This window comes from Paenibacillus sp. CAU 1782 (assembly GCF_054551715.1).
On record NZ_JBTOLL010000013.1, the window covers coordinates 1 to 17,143 of the forward strand.

Here is a 17,143-nt window from a genome sequence, read left to right on the forward strand (position 1 = left end):
CCCCTCAAGATGAGATTTCCCAGTATGTAAGACCCCTTGAAGACGACGAGGTTGATAGGTTCGGGGTGGAAGCACAGCAATGTGTGGAGCTGACGAATACTAATCGGTCGAGGGCTTATCCTAATAGACTTGATTGCTCATACAAGCGTCAAGCAACCAGCTAAAGTACACGTGAAGCACTCTTTCGTATCCAGTTTTCAATGTGCAAACATTGAATGAATGGTCGCGTATTTTCTGAAGCGATTCAGGAAGCAAGCCATTGCAAATCGCCATATTCCCTGATAGCTCAGTTGGTAGAGCACTCGACTGTTAATCGAGTTGTCACAGGTTCGAGTCCTGTTCGGGGAGCCATACAGAGAGGTGTCCGAGTGGTCGAAGGAGCACGATTGGAAATCGTGTATACGTTAATCGCGTATCGAGGGTTCGAATCCCTTCCTCTCTGCCAGTAAGGCCCGTTGGTCAAGGGGTTAAGACACCTCCCTTTCACGGAGGTAACAGGGGTTCGAATCCCCTACGGGTCACCAAAAAAACTTTACAAAAGAGTTGACATCAAACCACATTGTGTGGTAAGATATAAAAGTCGCTCATGGAGGATTAGCTCAGCTGGGAGAGCATCTGCCTTACAAGCAGAGGGTCGGCGGTTCGATCCCGTCATCCTCCACCATAATGACGCGGGGTGGAGCAGCTCGGTAGCTCGTCGGGCTCATAACCCGAAGGCCGCAGGTTCAAATCCTGCCCCCGCAACCAAATTACCTTCAGTGGTTTCCGGGTACATATGTTGTGGAGCTGTGGTGTAGAGGCCTAACATGCCTGCCTGTCACGCAGGAGACCGCGGGTTCGAATCCCGTCAGCTCCGCCATTACAACATCATCAGGCTCGGTAGCTCAGTCGGTAGAGCAGAGGACTGAAAATCCTCGTGTCGGCGGTTCGATTCCGTCCCGAGCCACCATTCAATTTCATACGCCGTTGTAGCTCAACTGGTAGAGCAACTGACTTGTAATCAGTAGGTTGGGGGTTCAAGTCCTCTCGACGGCACCATTTTGGAGGATTAGTGAAGTGGCTAAACACGGCAGACTGTAAATCTGCTCTCTCTGAGTTCGGTGGTTCGAATCCATCATCCTCCACCAGTTTTAGGGGCATAGTTTAAAGGTAGAACAAAGGTCTCCAAAACCTTTGGTGTGGGTTCAATTCCTGCTGCCCCTGCCAATTCTAAAGAGTGTGACATGGCGGTCGTGGCGAAGGGGTTAACGCACCGGTCTGTGACTCCGGCATTCGTGGGTTCAAGTCCCATCGATCGCCCCATTAACACTTTGATTGGTAACATGTTGGGGATTAGCCAAGCGGTAAGGCAACGGACTTTGACTCCGTCACTCCAAGGTTCGAATCCTTGATCCCCAGCCATTTGCGGAAGTGGCTCAGCGGTAGAGCATCGCCTTGCCAAGGCGAGGGTCGCGGGTTCGATTCCCGTCTTCCGCTCCATAAGATTATGGCGCCATAGCCAAGTGGTAAGGCAGAGCTCTGCAAAAGCTTTACCCCCAGTTCGAGTCTGGGTGGCGCCTCCACAAAATCTCATATTTTGCGGCCTTAGCTCAGCTGGATAGAGCGTTTGACTACGAATCAAAAGGTCAGGAGTTCGAATCTCTTAGGCCGCGCCATCTTTACAAAGCAATACCTTCATATATGCCGGCGTGGCGGAATGGCAGACGCGCTCGACTCAAAATCGAGTGGGAAACCGTGGAGGTTCGAGTCCTCTCGCCGGTATACAACCACTAAAAAAGCTCATTAGAGATTATCTCTGATGGGCTTTTTTATATTTCTTAACCTATTATTTGGGTAAACGCGGAGCAAAGGTGAACGGCCAGCATCCTGGAGTCGTACAAAGCCTATGTCTGCTAACCGGACGGCAGAAGGCTGCTTGTACGCACGCAGTCGATTTGTACGATGTAAAAGCTATCTTACAAATCCGCCTGCTTCGGGCATCTGAGGATGAACCTGGAGCGTTGCAGGTTATTTAGAAAGAACGTCTGGCCAAAAGCGACTCCATTTAAACAAAGTGCCATTCGGAAAGTCATTAAGGAATGACTTTCGAACGGCACTTCCGTGGAATCATACTTTCTGTTTATTTCTCCGTGAAGCTTCTTCAGTGTCTTAAGAGCCAATGGCGTCTTCAATTGCTAATAAGTATAAATTTCGGTAACTACGCCATTGGTGAAAACGACGTATTGGGATCCGTACCTCCATATTTCTACAGGAATCCCTTGGAGGGATGATTTGGAGGTGCTTGAAGGCCGTCCCCATGACAGATCTACCTGGGTATTAGTCATGACGATAGAAATTTTGGACGCTTTAATGGTATTCCAGATTGAAGACGACCAGTTATATTTCTTATATGGATCGAAAGACAGGAACGTATAAGGATCGCCCAAAATTCTGGATACAAATTCTCGTGACGTCACTTCCGATTTTATTGTTTTGCCGTCAGCTTTGACGAAAACCATCTCGAAGTTTTCTCCGCCTACCGGAAGAATATCAGTAATTGTAAGCTTGATAAAACGTTCCCAGTCACTATATTGATTCACCCAAAACGATTTGCCGATAAAATTGGCGAGCGCTCCCTGAACTTCCTTCTTTTTATTTTTTGGCGTGTCGGACGACTCAATAATCATCGTTCCTGAGCCAACGGAAACTTTCATCTGCTTCAGCTTGGTATCCCACTTTGCAGAAGCGCCTGCCGCTTTGGTCAGGAATGTGGCCGGGAACAGCACAACCCCATTTTCTTCGCGAATTGCCTGATCCAGAGCAACTTCTTTGCCGTCAACTGTCGCCTTTTTCTGGCCTACTTTCAGAATGATAGATTTAGAACCCAGCTTAATATCATAGCTTTTGCTTGCTTTAGTATATGCGACCGTTCCACCCAAAGACTGGAACACGCTTCTCACCGGCAGCATCGCCGACCCGTTAGCGTACACGGCCCCGGTTAAATTGCTGCCGGGACTGGTTGAAAGCGTAACTTTTTTGTTTATATTTCCTACGGTTACGATTGGCGTTGCATCTAATCCTTTTCCGTTTTGCGGCTGCTCGTAAATAACCCAGTTTCCGCCCTTTTGCTGAACAAGCCATTGCATGCCACGATAGGGGCCGGTTTGAGTGCTGTCATCATTTGGACGATTAATGAGTTTTCCTCCGTAGATGGAAGCTTTGGCCGCATTTTTGATGCCTTCCACCTGCTTCAACAGCTTGTACTTGTTTTCGTAAGTATCTGTTTTCCACACCGTTCCATCTTTTCGTGTCACAAGCAGCGTATCGCCACCGCTTGAAGAAATATGCACGGCATCCGTTGTCACAACATGCGGGAAAAATTGAACGTCTCCTTCGTTGTAATCATAGTGTATCAAGTTAACAGCTACAACTTTTCCGGAGTTGTCCATATATGCATTAGATGAATTGCTCAATATCTCCAAGGAGACAATAGACGATGCATCAGCTACCCGATCGGCTACATATTTCAGGTAGGAATGATGGATTTCACCGCTGCTGGTCACATAGGCCATAGCTCCATTGCCCGATTCAAACAAGGAGATATCTTTCAAATCCTTAAGCTGTTCGCCTTTGGTTGACCATACTGTACCGTCATGTTTAAGCTAAGAACGAATTCCAGCCCTTTTTGTACAGGGGAAGAGAGGAGCCAATTACGGTGCCTTTCAAAATTGAAGCCAGCAGGGAAAAAGTCGTTTCGATTACCGAAATATATGTAAGCTAGCACATTGATGTAATTCGTTATGCAGATTCTTTGTGCTCTTCTAGATGCAATTTTGCATATTTGGTATACTGATGTTGACGACTACAGGATGTTTTTAGTAGGTCAATAGGTTTGATTTCCTGGGAGGGTAGACATGATGGACGAATTTGTAAAGCTGGTAAATGAAAGAAGATCGGCCAGCAATTTTTTGGAAAACAACCCGATTACCAAGCAGGAACTTGATGAAATTTTTCAATTGGTCAAGATGGCTCCATCGGCTTCCAATTTGCAGCATGCCAACTACCTGGTTGTAACTGAACCAGAATTAAAGGCAAAGGTTAAGCAGGCGGCGATGGGCCAGCATAAAGTAGGCACAGCATCAGCGGTCATTATTGTTCTGGGCGACAAGCTTGCCTACAGGGAAGCTGGACGAATCTATGAAGGCCTGTTGGATCTCGGCATATATAGTCAGCAGGAATACGATCATGCTGTTCGTCTGGTTGCGACTACATATGAAAGCAATGGCGAGCAATATCAGAGGGACGAAGCGATTCGCAATGCGTCGCTATCGGCGATGTTATTTTTGCTTGCCGCAAAAAGCAAGGGTTGGGATACTTGTCCAATGATTGGCTTCAATCCGACTGCACTTCGCGAGGTATTGTCAATAAAAGAGCAATTTGAACCGGTGCTGATGATTACAATCGGCAGGGAAAAGATCAGCAGCCGTAAACCTCGCGGCTACCGAAAGCCTATTTCCGAATTTGTAACGTATTACTAAAGTATTTGTCCGAAAAGTCAAATGGAACGATTTGCATTTTTTTGAAATGAACTTCGACAGCTGCCTTTTGCCCGCCTAGCGGTCACTGATGACCGCTAGGCGCTCAGATGGAAGCATTGGCTTCAGCTAACGGTCACCCGTGTCCTTTATACCCTCAAAAGCCGCGTTTTGGGGATGAAAATATGCTTTTATGGTCATGGATGACCCTTAGAGATGGACATTCTATCAAAACAAGGCTTTAACGGTCATGGATGTCCGTAGCGTGGGGCTAGCTACCGGCTCAAGCACTCCACAAAGACGTCGCTTACCGTTTACAAGCCTGAATATGGAAGTCGGAAGCCTCTTATCCCGCAGTAACGGAACAGACCTTTCGGATACCCCCTTTTTAGCGTTATTGACAAGAGCGCAAATATCAGATAAATTATATGCATGCGCATGTTTATTTTGTGAATGAAATCAGGTGAGTGGAATGAATACCTTTAACGATGATGAACGTTTAACCAGGTGGTTGTCTTTGTCGCATATCCAAAGCCGCATTAATGACGAGTTGGAGCGTGCGCTTCAGGAGAAGTATGGATTGTCGTTAAAGGAATTTTATGTTCTCCATTTTATCTCCCAAACTGAAGAAAAGAAACTGAGACTGCAGCAGCTTCAGGAGATGGTTGATCTGAGCCAAAGCGCGGTTTCCCGGCTTGTGGGAAGAATGGAAGCGAAAAACTGCGGAGCGTTGCAAAGGCATGTCTGCGAGGATGATCGCCGAGGGATATATACTTGCATAACCGAATACGGCGAAGAGAAGCTGCAAAAAGCGCTTCAAACTTTTAATGAAGTTTTGCAATCCGCTTTATCGGATGAAGGACTGAAATCAGAGCTGCAGACTCACCTGCAAAAGCTTTAATTGATTTCCGCAACTCCATATAAAGCGTCTAATGCAAGGCTTTTTCCTCCCTTTATATATGCATGTGCATGCAACTTGATAAAAGTTTACCATTTTGAGAGGAGCTTTATTCATGAATGATTTGTATAGTCCATTTAAGCTGAAAGGCCTGGAGCTGAAAAACCGGATTGTGATGCCTCCGATGTGCCAATATTCCGTTGAGCAGAGGGACGGCATCGCCACGGACTGGCATTATTTGCACTACGTAAGCCGGGCGATCGGCGGAACCGGTTTTATCATCATTGAAATGACGGATGTGGAGCCTGATGGCCGCATATCGGATTATGACCTGGGCTTGTGGAGTGATGAGCAAATTCCCGCATTAAAAAGAATTGTTGATGCTTGCCATCAATACGGCGCTAAAGTGGGAATTCAAATCGCCCATGCCGGCCGAAAGGCGGAAGATGCGGCTGTGCCGGTATCGTCGTCCGCAATAGCGTTTGACGAAAATTCAAAGCAGCCGAGAGCTCTGGAGACGGAAGAAGTCAAAGGTTTGGTGGAGAAATTCCGGGCTGCTGCAGCTCGCGCGGTAAAAGCCGGTTTTGATGCCATCCAGATTCATGGTGCTCATGGTTATTTGATTCATCAATTCCACTCCCCGCTAACCAACAAGCGAACCGATGAATACGGCCAGGAGTTGACTCGCTTTGGCCGCGAAGTTATTGAGGCGGTTAAAGGCGAAATGCCCGAGGATATGCCGCTTATTATGCGGATATCCGCCAAAGAGTATGTAGACGGCGGATATGGCCTCGAAGAAAGTCTGGCTTTTTCCAAAGTGTACCGGGAAGCGGGCGTTGATGCTTTCGATGTTTCATCGGGCGGCGAAGGTCCAATCGGGGCAGGAGGAAGACCAGGCACCCACGCGGCGTATCAAGTGCCGCTGGCCCGGGCTATCAAAGAAACGCTCGACATTCCGGTAATCGCGGTTGGTAGACTTGATGATCCCATTGTGGCGAACGCTGTTGTGGGCAATGAAGATGCCGATCTGGTTGCCGTCGGAAGAGGGATGTTGCGGAATCCGCATTGGGCGCTTGAAGCGGCTGCGCAACTAAAGAAAGAAACGACGATTCCGAAGCAATATAAAACTGGTTTTTGAGATAGAGAAGCCTCCAAACCCGCTTGCAAGGCGGATTTGGAGGCTTTTGCCCGCTTATTTGTCTCCATAAAGGATTTCAAATTGGATGTCCTGATTATAGTTGCCGAACTGTTTGCCAAACAAACTGAGTCCGCCGGCGTTTTTTCCCGTTTCGGGAGCGGCGATACGAAACCGGATATCTTCGCCGTAAGGCAGCGGGATTTGGGTTATGGCGATATCGGACATCTGCATCCCGTCAATGTAGGAGCCCTGCGGTTTAATCTGGATCGTTTTCAACAGCCCGTGCTGGGTGCCGAGCTTCCACCATTCCGGTGTATGAACCCCGCGGTTGCTGCCGAAATCTCCTGGACAGGTCCAATAGCCGATGCTTACATCGTTTAAATAAAAATGGATGTCCGATGGCCAGTTTTCGTTAAAGCCCGGCGCCTCCGAGCATAGCTCAAGCGTGATGGAGATAGCGTCGGCTTTTTGGTTGGATAACAAATAATTCGGTATCCGGTATTCGACAAATCCGCTGCTGAACCATAGATGGGCAGCGTCTGTCCGTTCGGGATCGGAGAAATAGCGCGGATCGTCGAACATGCCGATGATTTTGCCGGAAGAGGCCAGACCGCAGGTTGGTTTTGCATGATAGTCGGTATAGTGGCCGATCGGAATCGATATGTTGTATCGGTTGGGAGCGGGCACAGCCGGTGTCCGAAACTGGAGCGTAATTTCATCAATTGCCAAGCGGCAGACCTTCTGGCGGCCGCGCAAGCCGGAAATCCCTTCGGATACAATGATGCCGGCTTCCTCCAGCTTCTGAACGTGCTTCGTCACGATTGCCGATGAAAAACCAAGCGCTTCGGCCATTTCCTTGATGTTCATCGGGCGGACCTCCAACAGCTTGATCATGTGGATTCGGCTCTCGGAGGCAAGCGCTTCGAATAGATGGACTTGCTCCGTCGATACATTGATGTTCATGGATTTACCCCGTTTCAGGTTGCTTATTTAATCCTCGATAGCGGCACGCCTGCTGTTGATGCTCCTCAGCCATGCCAGATCGAATTTAGGTTCTCGTTCATAAGTGTACAAGCCGTTTATTTCTTGTTCAATATCGTATAGCTGCGTATAGCAGAAACCAAACATATTGGGATTATCCAGCAGCGCGTTCGTCAACCCTTCGTAGCGGAGTTTGAATTCCTCTACCGTTTTGGGGCGGTCGCCATAACCCCATCCGTCTTCCGTGGCTTGTTCCGGGTCCCATCCAATGCCGCCGTATTCGCTGATAAAATAGGGCTGCCCGCTGTAGGCCTGACGCTCCGGGAAGGAAACCCACGGCTCTCCGCCGTCCGCTAACGGCTGATGACGCTTGCGGAAGCTTTCGGGATCTTGGTCGTAATCATGAACGTCGAAGATGTCGGTTGCAACATGGAAGTTGCCGCTTGTGTCAATGACGGGGCGCGTAGGATCGATGGTTCGGGTCGTTTCATAAACGATACGCAACACCTCGTTATTCTGACGGGTTCCGCTTGGGGAATCCCAAGTTTCGTTAAACGGACACCAGCCGATAATGCTGGGATGATTAAAATCCCGTTCCACGCCTTCCATCCATTCCGGAAAAAAGGCGGAGAGTGCGCTTGAATCGCTAATATCCAGGCCCCAGTTGCCATGTTCTCCCCAAATCAAGTAACCAAGCTTGTCGGCCCAGTACAAGTAACGGGGCTCGAACATTTTTTCATGCAAGCGAGCGCCGTTAAAGCCGGCGGCAAGCGATAGCTCAATATCTTTTTTTAACGCTTCGTCGGTTGGAGCCGTGTAGATGCCATCAGGATAAAAGCCTTGATCCAGCACGAGCCGTTGAAACACCGACTGTTCGTTGATTCGGAATGCCATGCCGTCAAGGCGAATGGAGCGCAAACCGAAATAGGAGCTTGCGCTGTCGATAATTCCGCCGTTTTGCAAAAGCTCCAGTTGAAGATCATAGAGCTTGGGAGAACCGGGATGCCAAAGATGCTCCTCCGAAAGCGGCAGAGTCAGCCTTACTGATCCGGCACTGACATAAACCGTTTGCTTGCCGGTCTCCCTTCCCTCAAAGGATGAGGAGCAACGGAGCGAGAAGCCGGACGTTGGCCCGTTAACCTTGGCGCTCACATGCAAGCAGCCGTTAGCGGGATCGGGATACAGACGGAACGACGAGATATAGGTAGCGGGGACATGCTCAAGCCAGACGGTTTGCCAAATGCCCGTCGTTCTTGTATAGTCGCAGCCTTGGGAACGGTAGGCGCTGCTTTGTTTGCCGCGCGGCTGTTTGCCGGAACGAACATCATCCTCGGCGTATACGGTAACTACGTTGTCGCCTTCGCGAAGCGCATGCCGAATGGGATACGAGAAAGAGCTATAACCGCCGCGATGACGGCCGACATAAACATCGTTAATCCAAACGTCGGACTCGTAATCAACGGCGCCAAAATGCAGCAGAACTTCGCCGGATTGCCAGTCTGGCGGAAGGACAAAGCTTCGTTTGTACCAGACAGCGGGAATAAAATCGGTATGTCCGATGCCGGAAAGCTTGCTCTCCGGACAAAATGGTACGACAATTGTGCGCCCCAGCTCGGCCTCCGGCTTATGCAAGCCGCGTTCTTTTCCGCTGCGGGAAGCATCAAATTCAAATTGCCATTCGCCGTTCAGGTTCAGCCAGGCATTTCTCATGAATTGAGGTCTTGGGTGCTCGATCCGAGGAATGGAATGGATTGGATTCGTCATAGGTTCCTCCATTAAGTTAATTAAATGGTTAATTATATAATTAATCTAAAAATCACTTGTTACATATTTTATAGCTTAAAAAGGGGTTTTAGTCAATCTAAACAGAAAAAATGTTATAGCACAACTAAATGACTAATTAAATAATTAATTAAATGGTTAACTAAATGCGTGGGAATATGAAAGGAATGCGAGAGGAAGTTCTTTATTTCCAAAAGCAATCTCAATGCGTTTATAATATTGTATATACTGTTAAATAGAATGAAGAACACATTTACAGTTGCCGGGCAAGTAAGTTCACTATTCTAAAAAATATAAGAGGTGAAGCGACATGAATCATGTAACGTTAAACAACGGGTTGCAAATGCCCCAGCTTGGTTTCGGCGTATGGAGGGTTAGCGACGAGCAGGCTGCCGAAGCTGTAGAAAATGCTTTTAAAGCAGGGTATACATCGATTGATACGGCAATGATTTATCGGAATGAACGTGGAGTGGGCGAAGCGATCAAGCAGTCCGGAATTCCTCGGGAGAACCTCTTTATTACGACGAAGGTCTGGAACGGCGATCAAGGCTACGAAAATACGCTGCGCGCTTTTGAGGAAAGCCTGGGGAAGCTGGAGCTGGATTATATCGATTTGTACCTGATTCATTGGCCGACGCCTCAATTCGATCAATACATCGATACATATAAGGCGCTTGAGAAGCTCTACCATGACGGCAAAGTGAAGGCAATCGGCGTCTGCAACTTTGAGATCCAGCATTTGGAGCGGGTGCTCAAGGAATGCGAAGTAAAGCCGGTTCTTAATCAGGTGGAATGTCATCCTTACTTGGCTCAAAATGAATTAAGGGCATTTTGCGAGCAGCATGATATTTTCCTGGAGGCTTGGAGTCCGCTGGATCAAGGCGGTGATGTTCTGAAGGATGAGGTTGTTGTGAAGCTGGCTGAAGCGCACGGCAAAACGCCGGCTCAAATCGTGCTCCGCTGGCATCTTCAGCGTAATACGATCGCTATTCCCAAATCGGTTACTCCGTCCAGAATCGCTGAAAATATTAATGTCTTTGATTTCGAATTAACTGCGGATGACATGGAGCAAATCAATGGGCTGGACTGCAACCGCCGCAAAGGCCCGCATCCAAATGAACTTCACAACAGATAATTGGAAAGCATGATTATTTTTGCAGCACAAAATGAATGATAGTATAGGAGGCTATTGGATGTTAAACAATAAAACGGCCATTATTACGGGAGCGGGTAAAGGAATCGGCAAGGCGACAGCAATCAAATTGGCGTCGGAAGGCGTTAATCTGGGTTTGATCTCCCGAACGGCGAGCGATCTGGAGCAAGCAAAAAAAGAGCTTGAGGATGCATATGGCATTCAGGTTTATATCGCTGCCGCGGACATCTCCGTAAAGGAGCAGGTCGATACGGCGATTGCGGCGTTGATTCAACAATTGGGTTCGGCTGATATTTTGATTAACAGCGCGGGTATTGCGGATTTCGGCACGGTTCTGGATATGGATAGCGACAAGTGGGAGAACATAATTCAAACCAACCTGTTCGGCACTTATTATGCCTGCCGCGCGGTATTGCCTGCGATGATCGCTCAAAATACGGGCAATATCATTAACATCTCTTCCACAGCGGGCGAAAAGGGTTTTGCGAACGGCTCAGCCTATTGTGCTTCAAAGTTTGCGGTCATGGGATTGACGGAAGCTCTGATGCAAGAGGTTCGCAAATCGAATATTCGAGTTACGGCGCTTACGCCAAGCACTGTCAATACGGGGATGGCGGTAGGTCTTGGTTTGAAAATTGGGGACGAGGACCATATGATGCAGCCCGAAGACGTTGCAGAATTAATCCTTGCCGGATTGAAGCTGCCGCAAAGAGTTCTGCTAAAAAGCGCAGGTATTTGGACAACAAACCCTGCTTAACAAATTTTCAGCGGCAAACTCATGTTTTTTATGCTGAATAGATGAAAACCAATCAATAATTAGCGAATACTAAATAGGGAAGCCCTGTATGCTCTGATTCTGTGAGCATACAGGGCTTTTTGCATGCTTCAACCTATATTTTTGGAGAGATCATGATAACCGAAGAAGTTTATTTTAAACGAGTTAAAAATTGACTTATGGTCATTTATAATTGACCTATAGTCAAATAACAAAACGGAGGTTTTTATCATGAGCCAAAAAGTTGCATTAATTACAGGAGCTTCTTCAGGAATCGGCAAGGAGGCGGCTATTGAACTTAAAAGCAAAGGTTTTACGGTTTATGCGGCTGCCCGGCGTATCGACAAAATGCAGGATCTGGAAACAAAAGGCATTCGGCCTATTTCACTCGATGTAACCAGTGAAGAATCAATGATCCAGACTGTTAATGAAATTCTAAAAAAAGAAGGAAGAATTGAAGTTCTTGTCAACAATGCAGGATATGGCTCCTATGGTTCAGTCGAAGACGTTCCGATGGAAGAAGCGAGGCGTCAAATGGAAGTGAATGTGTTCGGATTAGCCAGATTGATCCAGCTTGTGGTGCCGAGCATGCGCAAAAACAAGTTCGGCAAAATCGTTAACGTCTCCTCGATGGGCGGCAAGATTTGGACCAGTTTTGGCGCGTGGTACCATGCAACGAAATTTGCTGTAGAAGGTCTCTCGGATTGCTTGCGATTGGAATTGGAGCCATTTGGCATTGATGTCATTGTTGTGGAGCCAGGCGGTATTAAAACGGACTGGGGCATCATTGCAGCAGAAGGTCTGAAAAAGGTATCTGCAAAAGGAGCGTATGCTCAAGCCGCCAACAAAACGGCCGATTGGATGATTAAAAACTATACGGGCAATCAATTGTCTAAGCCGGAGTTGATTGCACGGACTATCGGAAAGGCTGTAACTGTGGAAAGGCCGAAAACACGTTATCTGGTTGGGGGTAGAGGTAGAGATGGAATTTGACAATGTGATTCCTAAAAAAGTCGCTACGTTAACAAATGATCACATTGCTACGATGCAAATTAACCGGTTAACTCGGAACAATGGAGCGGAAAAAATGTCCAAAGCATTTTGCAACGATTTTGATGAGTCGGTTAGAGCCTTCCTGAAAAGCTAAGAGGACAGTAATTTTGTTTTGGACTCCAAATCGATGATTGATTACACAAAATCGAATGGAGTGATGAACCCTATGGTGAAACGCGCAATGACGCCTGAGGCCAAAGCGCTAAAAGCATAGGTGATTATGGATCAAGCGGCTGAAATGTTTTTGGCATCGGAGTATGAAAAAATTAAGATGTCCGATATTGCCAAGCGAATGGGCATGTCGAATGGAATTTTGTTTGTGTACTTTAAAACAAAGGAAGCCTTGTTTTTTTAGCCTGCTATGCCGGGAGTATGAAAAGAGGCTCGCTACTCTGACGAAGATGGCGAAGGAAAAGCCGATACGAAATTTCGATAACTTCAAACATCTCGTCTTGAAAGAGCTGATGGAGCTAGTCGACAATAACCCCCTTTACGTTCGACTGGAATCCATGCGCATAGCCGTTTTCGAAAAGCAAGTAAGCTGAAGGCTTAAAACTTCAATGGAAAAAGCCGCTTGACAGCGACTTATCTCGGCAGCGACCCATCTCATCAGAAATCATTTTTTGTAAAAGGCAACGAATATTCAAAATGACTCTGGCGGTTTGCGTGGCAGCGCAGAACTCGCCTTTTCTTTTCTGCAGGCGTTAACGCAGGGAGGTGGCGGCAGGCGCCGGCTTTAGCCTGCGATAATGCAGTACAAAAAATACGGCTCCCGCCATACAAGCAATGATCTCTGTAATCGTAGATGACCAAATGATGCCGGTCAGCCCCAGCTCGCTATGCATCATCCAAATAACCGGGATAAAAAGTATCCCTTGGCAAACCGCCATTACATTGGTGGGAATAACTTCTCCCGCCGCTTTGAAGATGCCTGAGAACAACCCCGCAAAACCGTTAAAGATAGCGGAAATCAGCATGGCCAGCAAGATGGAGCCCCCCATTGCCAGCACCGCCGGATCTTTTGAAAACAACCCCAAGATCGGATTTTGAAACAAGTAAACCGCCGCTGTGAAAATACCCGTAATTCCGACTATGAGCCATGCCGCGTGGCGGTATACCGCTTTTAGACGCAGGAAATTACCATAGGAGATATTGTACGCAATCAAAGGGATGAGTCCCAGATAAATGCCCATGGCGAGAAATTCGGGAACCTGAACGACGCGTAAGGCGATGCCAAAAGCGGCCACAACATGTTCCCCGTATCCCATGGAGTAGTTGTTCAGCAGCAGGGTAGATACAATTAGAAAGGAGGCTTGCAGCAATTCGGATACCCCGATTTTGTAAATTTCAAGCTGATCCTTTACATTGAGCCGGAAGCGGGTAAGGAAGCCGGTCATGGATTCGCTTTTGCGCTCCAGAAAATAAACATAATAAAGGGTAGAAGCCAAGTTGGCGAGCACCATGGACAATGCGGCTCCGAATACATGCCAATCCAGGATGAGAATAAACAAAACATCCAACAGCAGGCTTACGATAATGCTTATAAACATGCCGTACATCGATTCTTTGGATGCGCCTTCGGCACGCACCAGCTGCTCCAATGTGAAGTTCCAAATAATCGTAATGCCGCCCGTCAATAAGGTAAGCAAATAGATAGTCGTATAATGGGAAGTCGAAGCGTCTGCCCCTAACAGATGAACCAGCGGTTGTGCAAAAATAAGCGCCAGGATTGCGATTAATACAGCAGCGATAATTGCGCTATAGAAGGAGTAGCCTGCAATACGTTTTGCATGTTCATGGTCGCCTTGCGCAATTCGTCTCGTAATAAACGTGCCGCCGCCGACTCCAAGCACATTGCCAACCGCCATAAGCAGCGTAAATATGGGCAAACCAAGCGTAATCGCGGTCAACATAGCCGTATCATGAACAAGCCCGATAAAAAAGGCATTCATAATACTGTAAATCGTCCCGACGGACATGCCGAGCATCATGGGCAGCGATAGATGGGAAATCGCTTTGCGGATAGGCGCGTCTTTCAAATAATAGAGATTGGATGATGTATTTTCCATGGGAATGTACCTCCGTTTATGTGGTTACTTTTGATGAACGTTATTTATTTGATATTTAACAATTAGAATTCTAACTATTTGTCCGGCAATAGCCGAAGCTATTGTGAGCATGAAGGATTACAGATTTTGATTGACTTTAGTCAGAAGCTTCAACAAGGTTTGCTGCTCTTCGGGCGTTAAGGCGCTGACGATTTCCTGTTCCACCTGTGCGAAAACACGTTCAAAATCCTGGATTAATTCTTGGCCTTTGGGCAAAACATAGAGATTTTTTTGGCGTTCATTGTCGCTTTGGATTTTTCGTTGAATGTAGCCGTTTTTCTCCAATCCCTTCAGCATGCTGGTGATCGTAGCATCCCGTCGATTAAAATAATTTGCGACGTTTTTCTGAATCAGACCTTCATCCTGATGCTCGTTAATGTAGCTGATCATCCTTCCTTGCTGCGCATTTAATCCCAGCTCGTTAATACTTTCGTCTGCTTTGCGCTTGACCTTCAGTCCGATGGATTGAAACAAATTGGTATACGGCGTATCTTGTCTAAGCAAAAGTAAACTCCTCCATTTCAATTCAAATAGTTAGAACTCTAACTGTTAACAATTAAAATGTACGCTTAATCTAATGAAATGTCAAGAGGATACCGAAAGTTAAAAGTAGGCAGTTTGGATGAAAGGAGTTTCCGCCAATGAATTGTCTGCGCATGCCAATCAGCTTTTGCTGGAAATCAGCAAGTTCACGATCAAGTAGAGATAACCCCATAGCTTCCTCGTGAAAAAATGAAGGGGGCGTGGTTCCGACTATTGAAAAATCGGCCCCAATGTGTATAATGTGTAGGAATAAGATAGTTAGTTATCTAGGGTTCCGCGGCTTGCAGCCGGCTGGTCCGAGAGATAACACACAGCTTGCGAGCTGTGCCACGGAGGGATAAAAGCCCGGGAGACGAACTGCACATGCAGTTTGTTTCCCGGGCTTTATTTTTTTCAAAAAGGAGAATGAAAAAATGAACAAAACGTGGTTGTCTGTTATTATTGCATCTCTGTTTGAGGTAGGCTGGGTAATCGGCTTAAAACATGCGGATGGATTCTGGGAATGGCTGTTAACGATTATTGCCATTTTGGTGAGCTTCACCTTGATGATTGCCGCTGCGAGTCAACTTCCGGTTGGAACGGTGTACGCCGTGTTTGTCGGGTTGGGGACGGCGGGCACAGTCTTGGCCGATATTCTGTTGTTCGACGCTCCGGTGCAAGCCGGAAAAATCACGCTGATCGGAGTGCTTCTGTTAGGCGTTGTTGGTCTTAAATTGCTGAGCAAGGAAAAGTAAAAGGAGGCGGCGTAAGCCATGGATTGGGTCTATCTCGTATTGGCTGGTTTATTCGAAATGGTAGGCGTTATGATGATTAACAAGCTGCATAAAAATCGGAATCTCATTTCTTTTATTCAATTGGTAGCCGGTTTTGGCCTTAGCTTCCTGTTCTTGTCCCTTGCGATGAAAACATTGCCCATGGGAACGGCTTATGCCGTCTGGACGGGGATTGGCGCATCGGGCGGAGCAATTCTCGGCATCATCTTTTATGGAGAGCCGCGAAACGCATTGCGCATCCTGTTTATCGCCATGGTGCTGGGTGCTGCCGTCGGCTTGAAGCTGGTGGGCTAACCGGAAGGAAACTGGGTTAGCCTAATATGATCAATAAGCCGAATAACCCGGATAAGCTGGTAAGCTCAATAAGCCGGCTAAGCAGAATAAGGTGATAAGCTCAATAAGCCAGCTAAGTCCGGTTTTTCCGATAAGCCAAGCTTAATAGGCCGGATAAGGTCGATAAGCCGAGCTCAATGAGCCAGATAAGGCTGAGCTGATATGCAAAATAGGCCAGCTGGCTCCTTATAGGGTTAGAATTGTTCTGATGTGCGGCAGCTGCAACCAGTCCTTCAAGCCGGTTAGTTGAAGATCAGGGATGACGGCAGAGTCCTTCCCTTGATGCTCGTTCAGAGAATCGATATTGGCGCCGATCCAACGGTAGAAGCCGGCAACTCCGGCGGCATGCTTTTCTCCCAATACAGGAGCTAAAGAGGCTTCGAAGTCATCGTAGTTGAGGGAGTGGAAGCCAATCGGTTGGCCAAGCGCGGCCGTAAAACGCTCCGCCAGCTGTGCGCCGGTCAATGCTTCCGGTCCGGGAGCCACTATCGTTTGCCCTGCCAGCTCAGGATGGCTTAATGCATACACATGGTATAACGCCGCGTCATCCGAGCTAATCCAAGAAATGGGCTTATCCGCGGGAACGGGATAAAACAATGCGCCATTATTGATTAGTCCCGGGATCAAAAAGTTTTCCATGTAAAGCGTTGGTTTTACCAGGATGGTTGGAATGCCGCTTGCTTTGACAACTTGTATGGCTTCGCGTTTTACCTCCAGAGATTCGGCATCTGTTGGTTCGTCTGGCAAAAAGCCATTGGAGTTAACAACGATCAATTTGGCATTCCCTTGTTTTGCGGCCTCCACGGCATTGGCAATATACTGCTGCAGCAATGCCGTATCGTATTGTATCGGCAGGTTCAAAAAGATTTTATCAACGCCGTCATGAGCAGCCTTCAGAGTTTCAAGCTGGGACAAGTCGCCGATATATGCATCGATGCCTTGCTCCTTCAATGCTGCTGCACTGTTCTCCTGGCGCGTAATGGTCCGCACTTTTACACCTTTGGAAAGCAGCAATCTGGACACTGCTCCGCCTTGCACGCCCGAGGCTCCATAAACCAAAATCGTTTCCATCTATCTCACGGTTCCTTACAG

General features: G+C 47.4%; 15 protein-coding genes, 16 tRNA genes, 1 rRNA gene and 1 riboswitch. Of the genes, 26 read left to right on the plus strand and 6 right to left on the minus strand.

The genetic code is table 11. The features are described 5' to 3' along the window. The 17 genes from ACX93W_RS20275 to ACX93W_RS20355 all read left to right on the plus strand — a co-directional run. Positions 1–123: ribosomal RNA gene (locus tag ACX93W_RS20275) — 23S ribosomal RNA — on the plus strand; the annotation flags it as partial. 152 nt (positions 124–275) lie between these two features. Continuing rightward, positions 276–351: transfer RNA gene (locus ACX93W_RS20280), tRNA-Asn, on the plus strand. 3 nt (positions 352–354) lie between these two features. Beyond that, a tRNA-Ser gene (locus ACX93W_RS20285) sits at positions 355–445 on the plus strand. A gap of 4 nt (positions 446–449) precedes the next feature. Beyond that, positions 450–524, plus strand: a tRNA-Glu gene (locus ACX93W_RS20290). Between the two features lie 64 nt (positions 525–588). Then, positions 589–664, plus strand: a tRNA-Val gene (locus ACX93W_RS20295). Between the two features lie 6 nt (positions 665–670). Next, positions 671–747: transfer RNA gene (locus tag ACX93W_RS20300), tRNA-Met, on the plus strand. 35 nt (positions 748–782) lie between these two features. After that, a tRNA-Asp gene (locus tag ACX93W_RS20305) sits at positions 783–859 on the plus strand. A 14-nt stretch (positions 860–873) separates the two neighbouring features. Further along, positions 874–949: transfer RNA gene (locus ACX93W_RS20310), tRNA-Phe, on the plus strand. Between the two features lie 13 nt (positions 950–962). Then, a tRNA-Thr gene (locus ACX93W_RS20315) sits at positions 963–1,038 on the plus strand. Positions 1,039–1,042: 4 nt separating this feature from the next. After that, positions 1,043–1,127 (plus strand) — tRNA-Tyr (locus ACX93W_RS20320). 5 nt (positions 1,128–1,132) lie between these two features. Continuing rightward, positions 1,133–1,206, plus strand: a tRNA-Trp gene (locus tag ACX93W_RS20325). A 20-nt stretch (positions 1,207–1,226) separates the two neighbouring features. Then, positions 1,227–1,302: transfer RNA gene (locus ACX93W_RS20330), tRNA-His, on the plus strand. 24 nt (positions 1,303–1,326) lie between these two features. Continuing rightward, positions 1,327–1,401 (plus strand) — tRNA-Gln (locus ACX93W_RS20335). 3 nt (positions 1,402–1,404) lie between these two features. Then, positions 1,405–1,479, plus strand: a tRNA-Gly gene (locus tag ACX93W_RS20340). Between the two features lie 9 nt (positions 1,480–1,488). Further along, a tRNA-Cys gene (locus ACX93W_RS20345) sits at positions 1,489–1,562 on the plus strand. A 16-nt stretch (positions 1,563–1,578) separates the two neighbouring features. After that, positions 1,579–1,655, plus strand: a tRNA-Arg gene (locus tag ACX93W_RS20350). A 27-nt stretch (positions 1,656–1,682) separates the two neighbouring features. After that, a tRNA-Leu gene (locus ACX93W_RS20355) sits at positions 1,683–1,761 on the plus strand. A gap of 413 nt (positions 1,762–2,174) precedes the next feature. On the opposite strand, the gene ACX93W_RS20360 is transcribed toward ACX93W_RS20355, so the two are convergent. Then, positions 2,175–3,590 carry a copper amine oxidase N-terminal domain-containing protein gene (locus tag ACX93W_RS20360; protein ID WP_459394203.1) on the minus strand — a complete coding sequence of 472 codons (1,416 nt, stop codon included), beginning with the start codon at positions 3,588–3,590 and terminating at the stop codon, positions 2,175–2,177. Between the two features lie 306 nt (positions 3,591–3,896). Here ACX93W_RS20360 and ACX93W_RS20365 point away from each other — a divergent pair, with 306 nt between their 5' ends. The 3 genes from ACX93W_RS20365 (at position 3,897) to ACX93W_RS20375 (ending at position 6,550) form a co-directional block, all read left to right on the plus strand. After that, positions 3,897–4,517: a nitroreductase family protein gene (locus ACX93W_RS20365; RefSeq protein ID WP_459394300.1), complete on the plus strand. Its 621-nt coding sequence runs from the start codon at positions 3,897–3,899 to the stop codon at positions 4,515–4,517. 469 nt (positions 4,518–4,986) lie between these two features. Then, a complete protein-coding gene (locus ACX93W_RS20370) occupies positions 4,987–5,415 on the plus strand; it encodes a MarR family winged helix-turn-helix transcriptional regulator (RefSeq protein ID WP_459394204.1) in 429 nt (142 codons plus the stop codon). Between the two features lie 112 nt (positions 5,416–5,527). Continuing rightward, entirely contained in the window at positions 5,528–6,550 is a 1,023-nt protein-coding gene (locus tag ACX93W_RS20375; RefSeq protein WP_459394205.1) for an NADH:flavin oxidoreductase/NADH oxidase, read from the plus strand. 54 nt (positions 6,551–6,604) lie between these two features. Here the strand turns inward: ACX93W_RS20375 and ACX93W_RS20380 are convergent, their stop codons facing one another. Both ACX93W_RS20380 and ACX93W_RS20385 read right to left on the minus strand, forming a co-directional pair. Next, positions 6,605–7,513 carry an ArsR/SmtB family transcription factor gene (locus tag ACX93W_RS20380; protein ID WP_459394206.1) on the minus strand — a complete coding sequence of 303 codons (909 nt, stop codon included), beginning with the start codon at positions 7,511–7,513 and terminating at the stop codon, positions 6,605–6,607. Between the two features lie 27 nt (positions 7,514–7,540). Next, positions 7,541–9,295, minus strand: a complete 1,755-nt coding sequence (locus ACX93W_RS20385) for a glycoside hydrolase family 2 protein (RefSeq protein ID WP_459394207.1) — start codon at positions 9,293–9,295, stop codon at positions 7,541–7,543. A gap of 328 nt (positions 9,296–9,623) precedes the next feature. Between ACX93W_RS20385 and ACX93W_RS20390 the strand changes: the two genes are divergently transcribed. From ACX93W_RS20390 to ACX93W_RS20405, 4 genes are all read left to right on the plus strand, one after another. Beyond that, positions 9,624–10,448 (plus strand): aldo/keto reductase, encoded by an 825-nt coding sequence (locus tag ACX93W_RS20390; protein WP_459394208.1) that lies wholly within the window; start codon positions 9,624–9,626, stop codon positions 10,446–10,448. A 58-nt stretch (positions 10,449–10,506) separates the two neighbouring features. Next, positions 10,507–11,223, plus strand: a complete 717-nt coding sequence (locus ACX93W_RS20395) for a 3-ketoacyl-ACP reductase (protein ID WP_459394209.1) — start codon at positions 10,507–10,509, stop codon at positions 11,221–11,223. Positions 11,224–11,472: 249 nt separating this feature from the next. Then, the gene (locus tag ACX93W_RS20400; RefSeq protein WP_459394210.1) at positions 11,473–12,234 is read left to right on the plus strand and encodes an oxidoreductase; all 762 of its coding nucleotides are present in this window, start codon (positions 11,473–11,475) and stop codon (positions 12,232–12,234) included. Between the two features lie 331 nt (positions 12,235–12,565). Continuing rightward, on the plus strand, positions 12,566–12,649 hold the full coding sequence (locus tag ACX93W_RS20405) for a TetR/AcrR family transcriptional regulator (RefSeq protein WP_459394301.1): 84 nt from the start codon (positions 12,566–12,568) through the stop codon (positions 12,647–12,649). 349 nt (positions 12,650–12,998) lie between these two features. On the opposite strand, the gene ACX93W_RS20410 is transcribed toward ACX93W_RS20405, so the two are convergent. Beyond that, positions 12,999–14,363: an MATE family efflux transporter gene (locus tag ACX93W_RS20410; RefSeq protein ID WP_459394211.1), complete on the minus strand. Its 1,365-nt coding sequence runs from the start codon at positions 14,361–14,363 to the stop codon at positions 12,999–13,001. A 117-nt stretch (positions 14,364–14,480) separates the two neighbouring features. Further along, the gene (locus tag ACX93W_RS20415) at positions 14,481–14,906 is read right to left on the minus strand and encodes a MarR family winged helix-turn-helix transcriptional regulator (protein WP_459394212.1); all 426 of its coding nucleotides are present in this window, start codon (positions 14,904–14,906) and stop codon (positions 14,481–14,483) included. A 294-nt stretch (positions 14,907–15,200) separates the two neighbouring features. Beyond that, positions 15,201–15,299: riboswitch (guanidine-I (ykkC/yxkD leader) on the plus strand. A gap of 59 nt (positions 15,300–15,358) precedes the next feature. Between ACX93W_RS20415 and ACX93W_RS20420 the strand changes: the two genes are divergently transcribed. Together ACX93W_RS20420 and ACX93W_RS20425 are read left to right on the plus strand one after the other, a co-directional pair. Beyond that, positions 15,359–15,679: a DMT family transporter gene (locus tag ACX93W_RS20420; protein ID WP_459394213.1), complete on the plus strand. Its 321-nt coding sequence runs from the start codon at positions 15,359–15,361 to the stop codon at positions 15,677–15,679. Between the two features lie 18 nt (positions 15,680–15,697). Beyond that, positions 15,698–16,012, plus strand: a complete 315-nt coding sequence (locus tag ACX93W_RS20425; RefSeq protein ID WP_459394214.1) for a DMT family transporter — start codon at positions 15,698–15,700, stop codon at positions 16,010–16,012. Between the two features lie 225 nt (positions 16,013–16,237). Here ACX93W_RS20425 and ACX93W_RS20430 read toward each other — a convergent pair whose 3' ends face one another. After that, complete coding sequence (locus ACX93W_RS20430) at positions 16,238–17,122, minus strand: SDR family oxidoreductase (RefSeq protein WP_459394215.1); 885 nt, start codon at positions 17,120–17,122, stop codon at positions 16,238–16,240. Between the last annotated feature and the right edge of the window lie 21 nt (positions 17,123–17,143).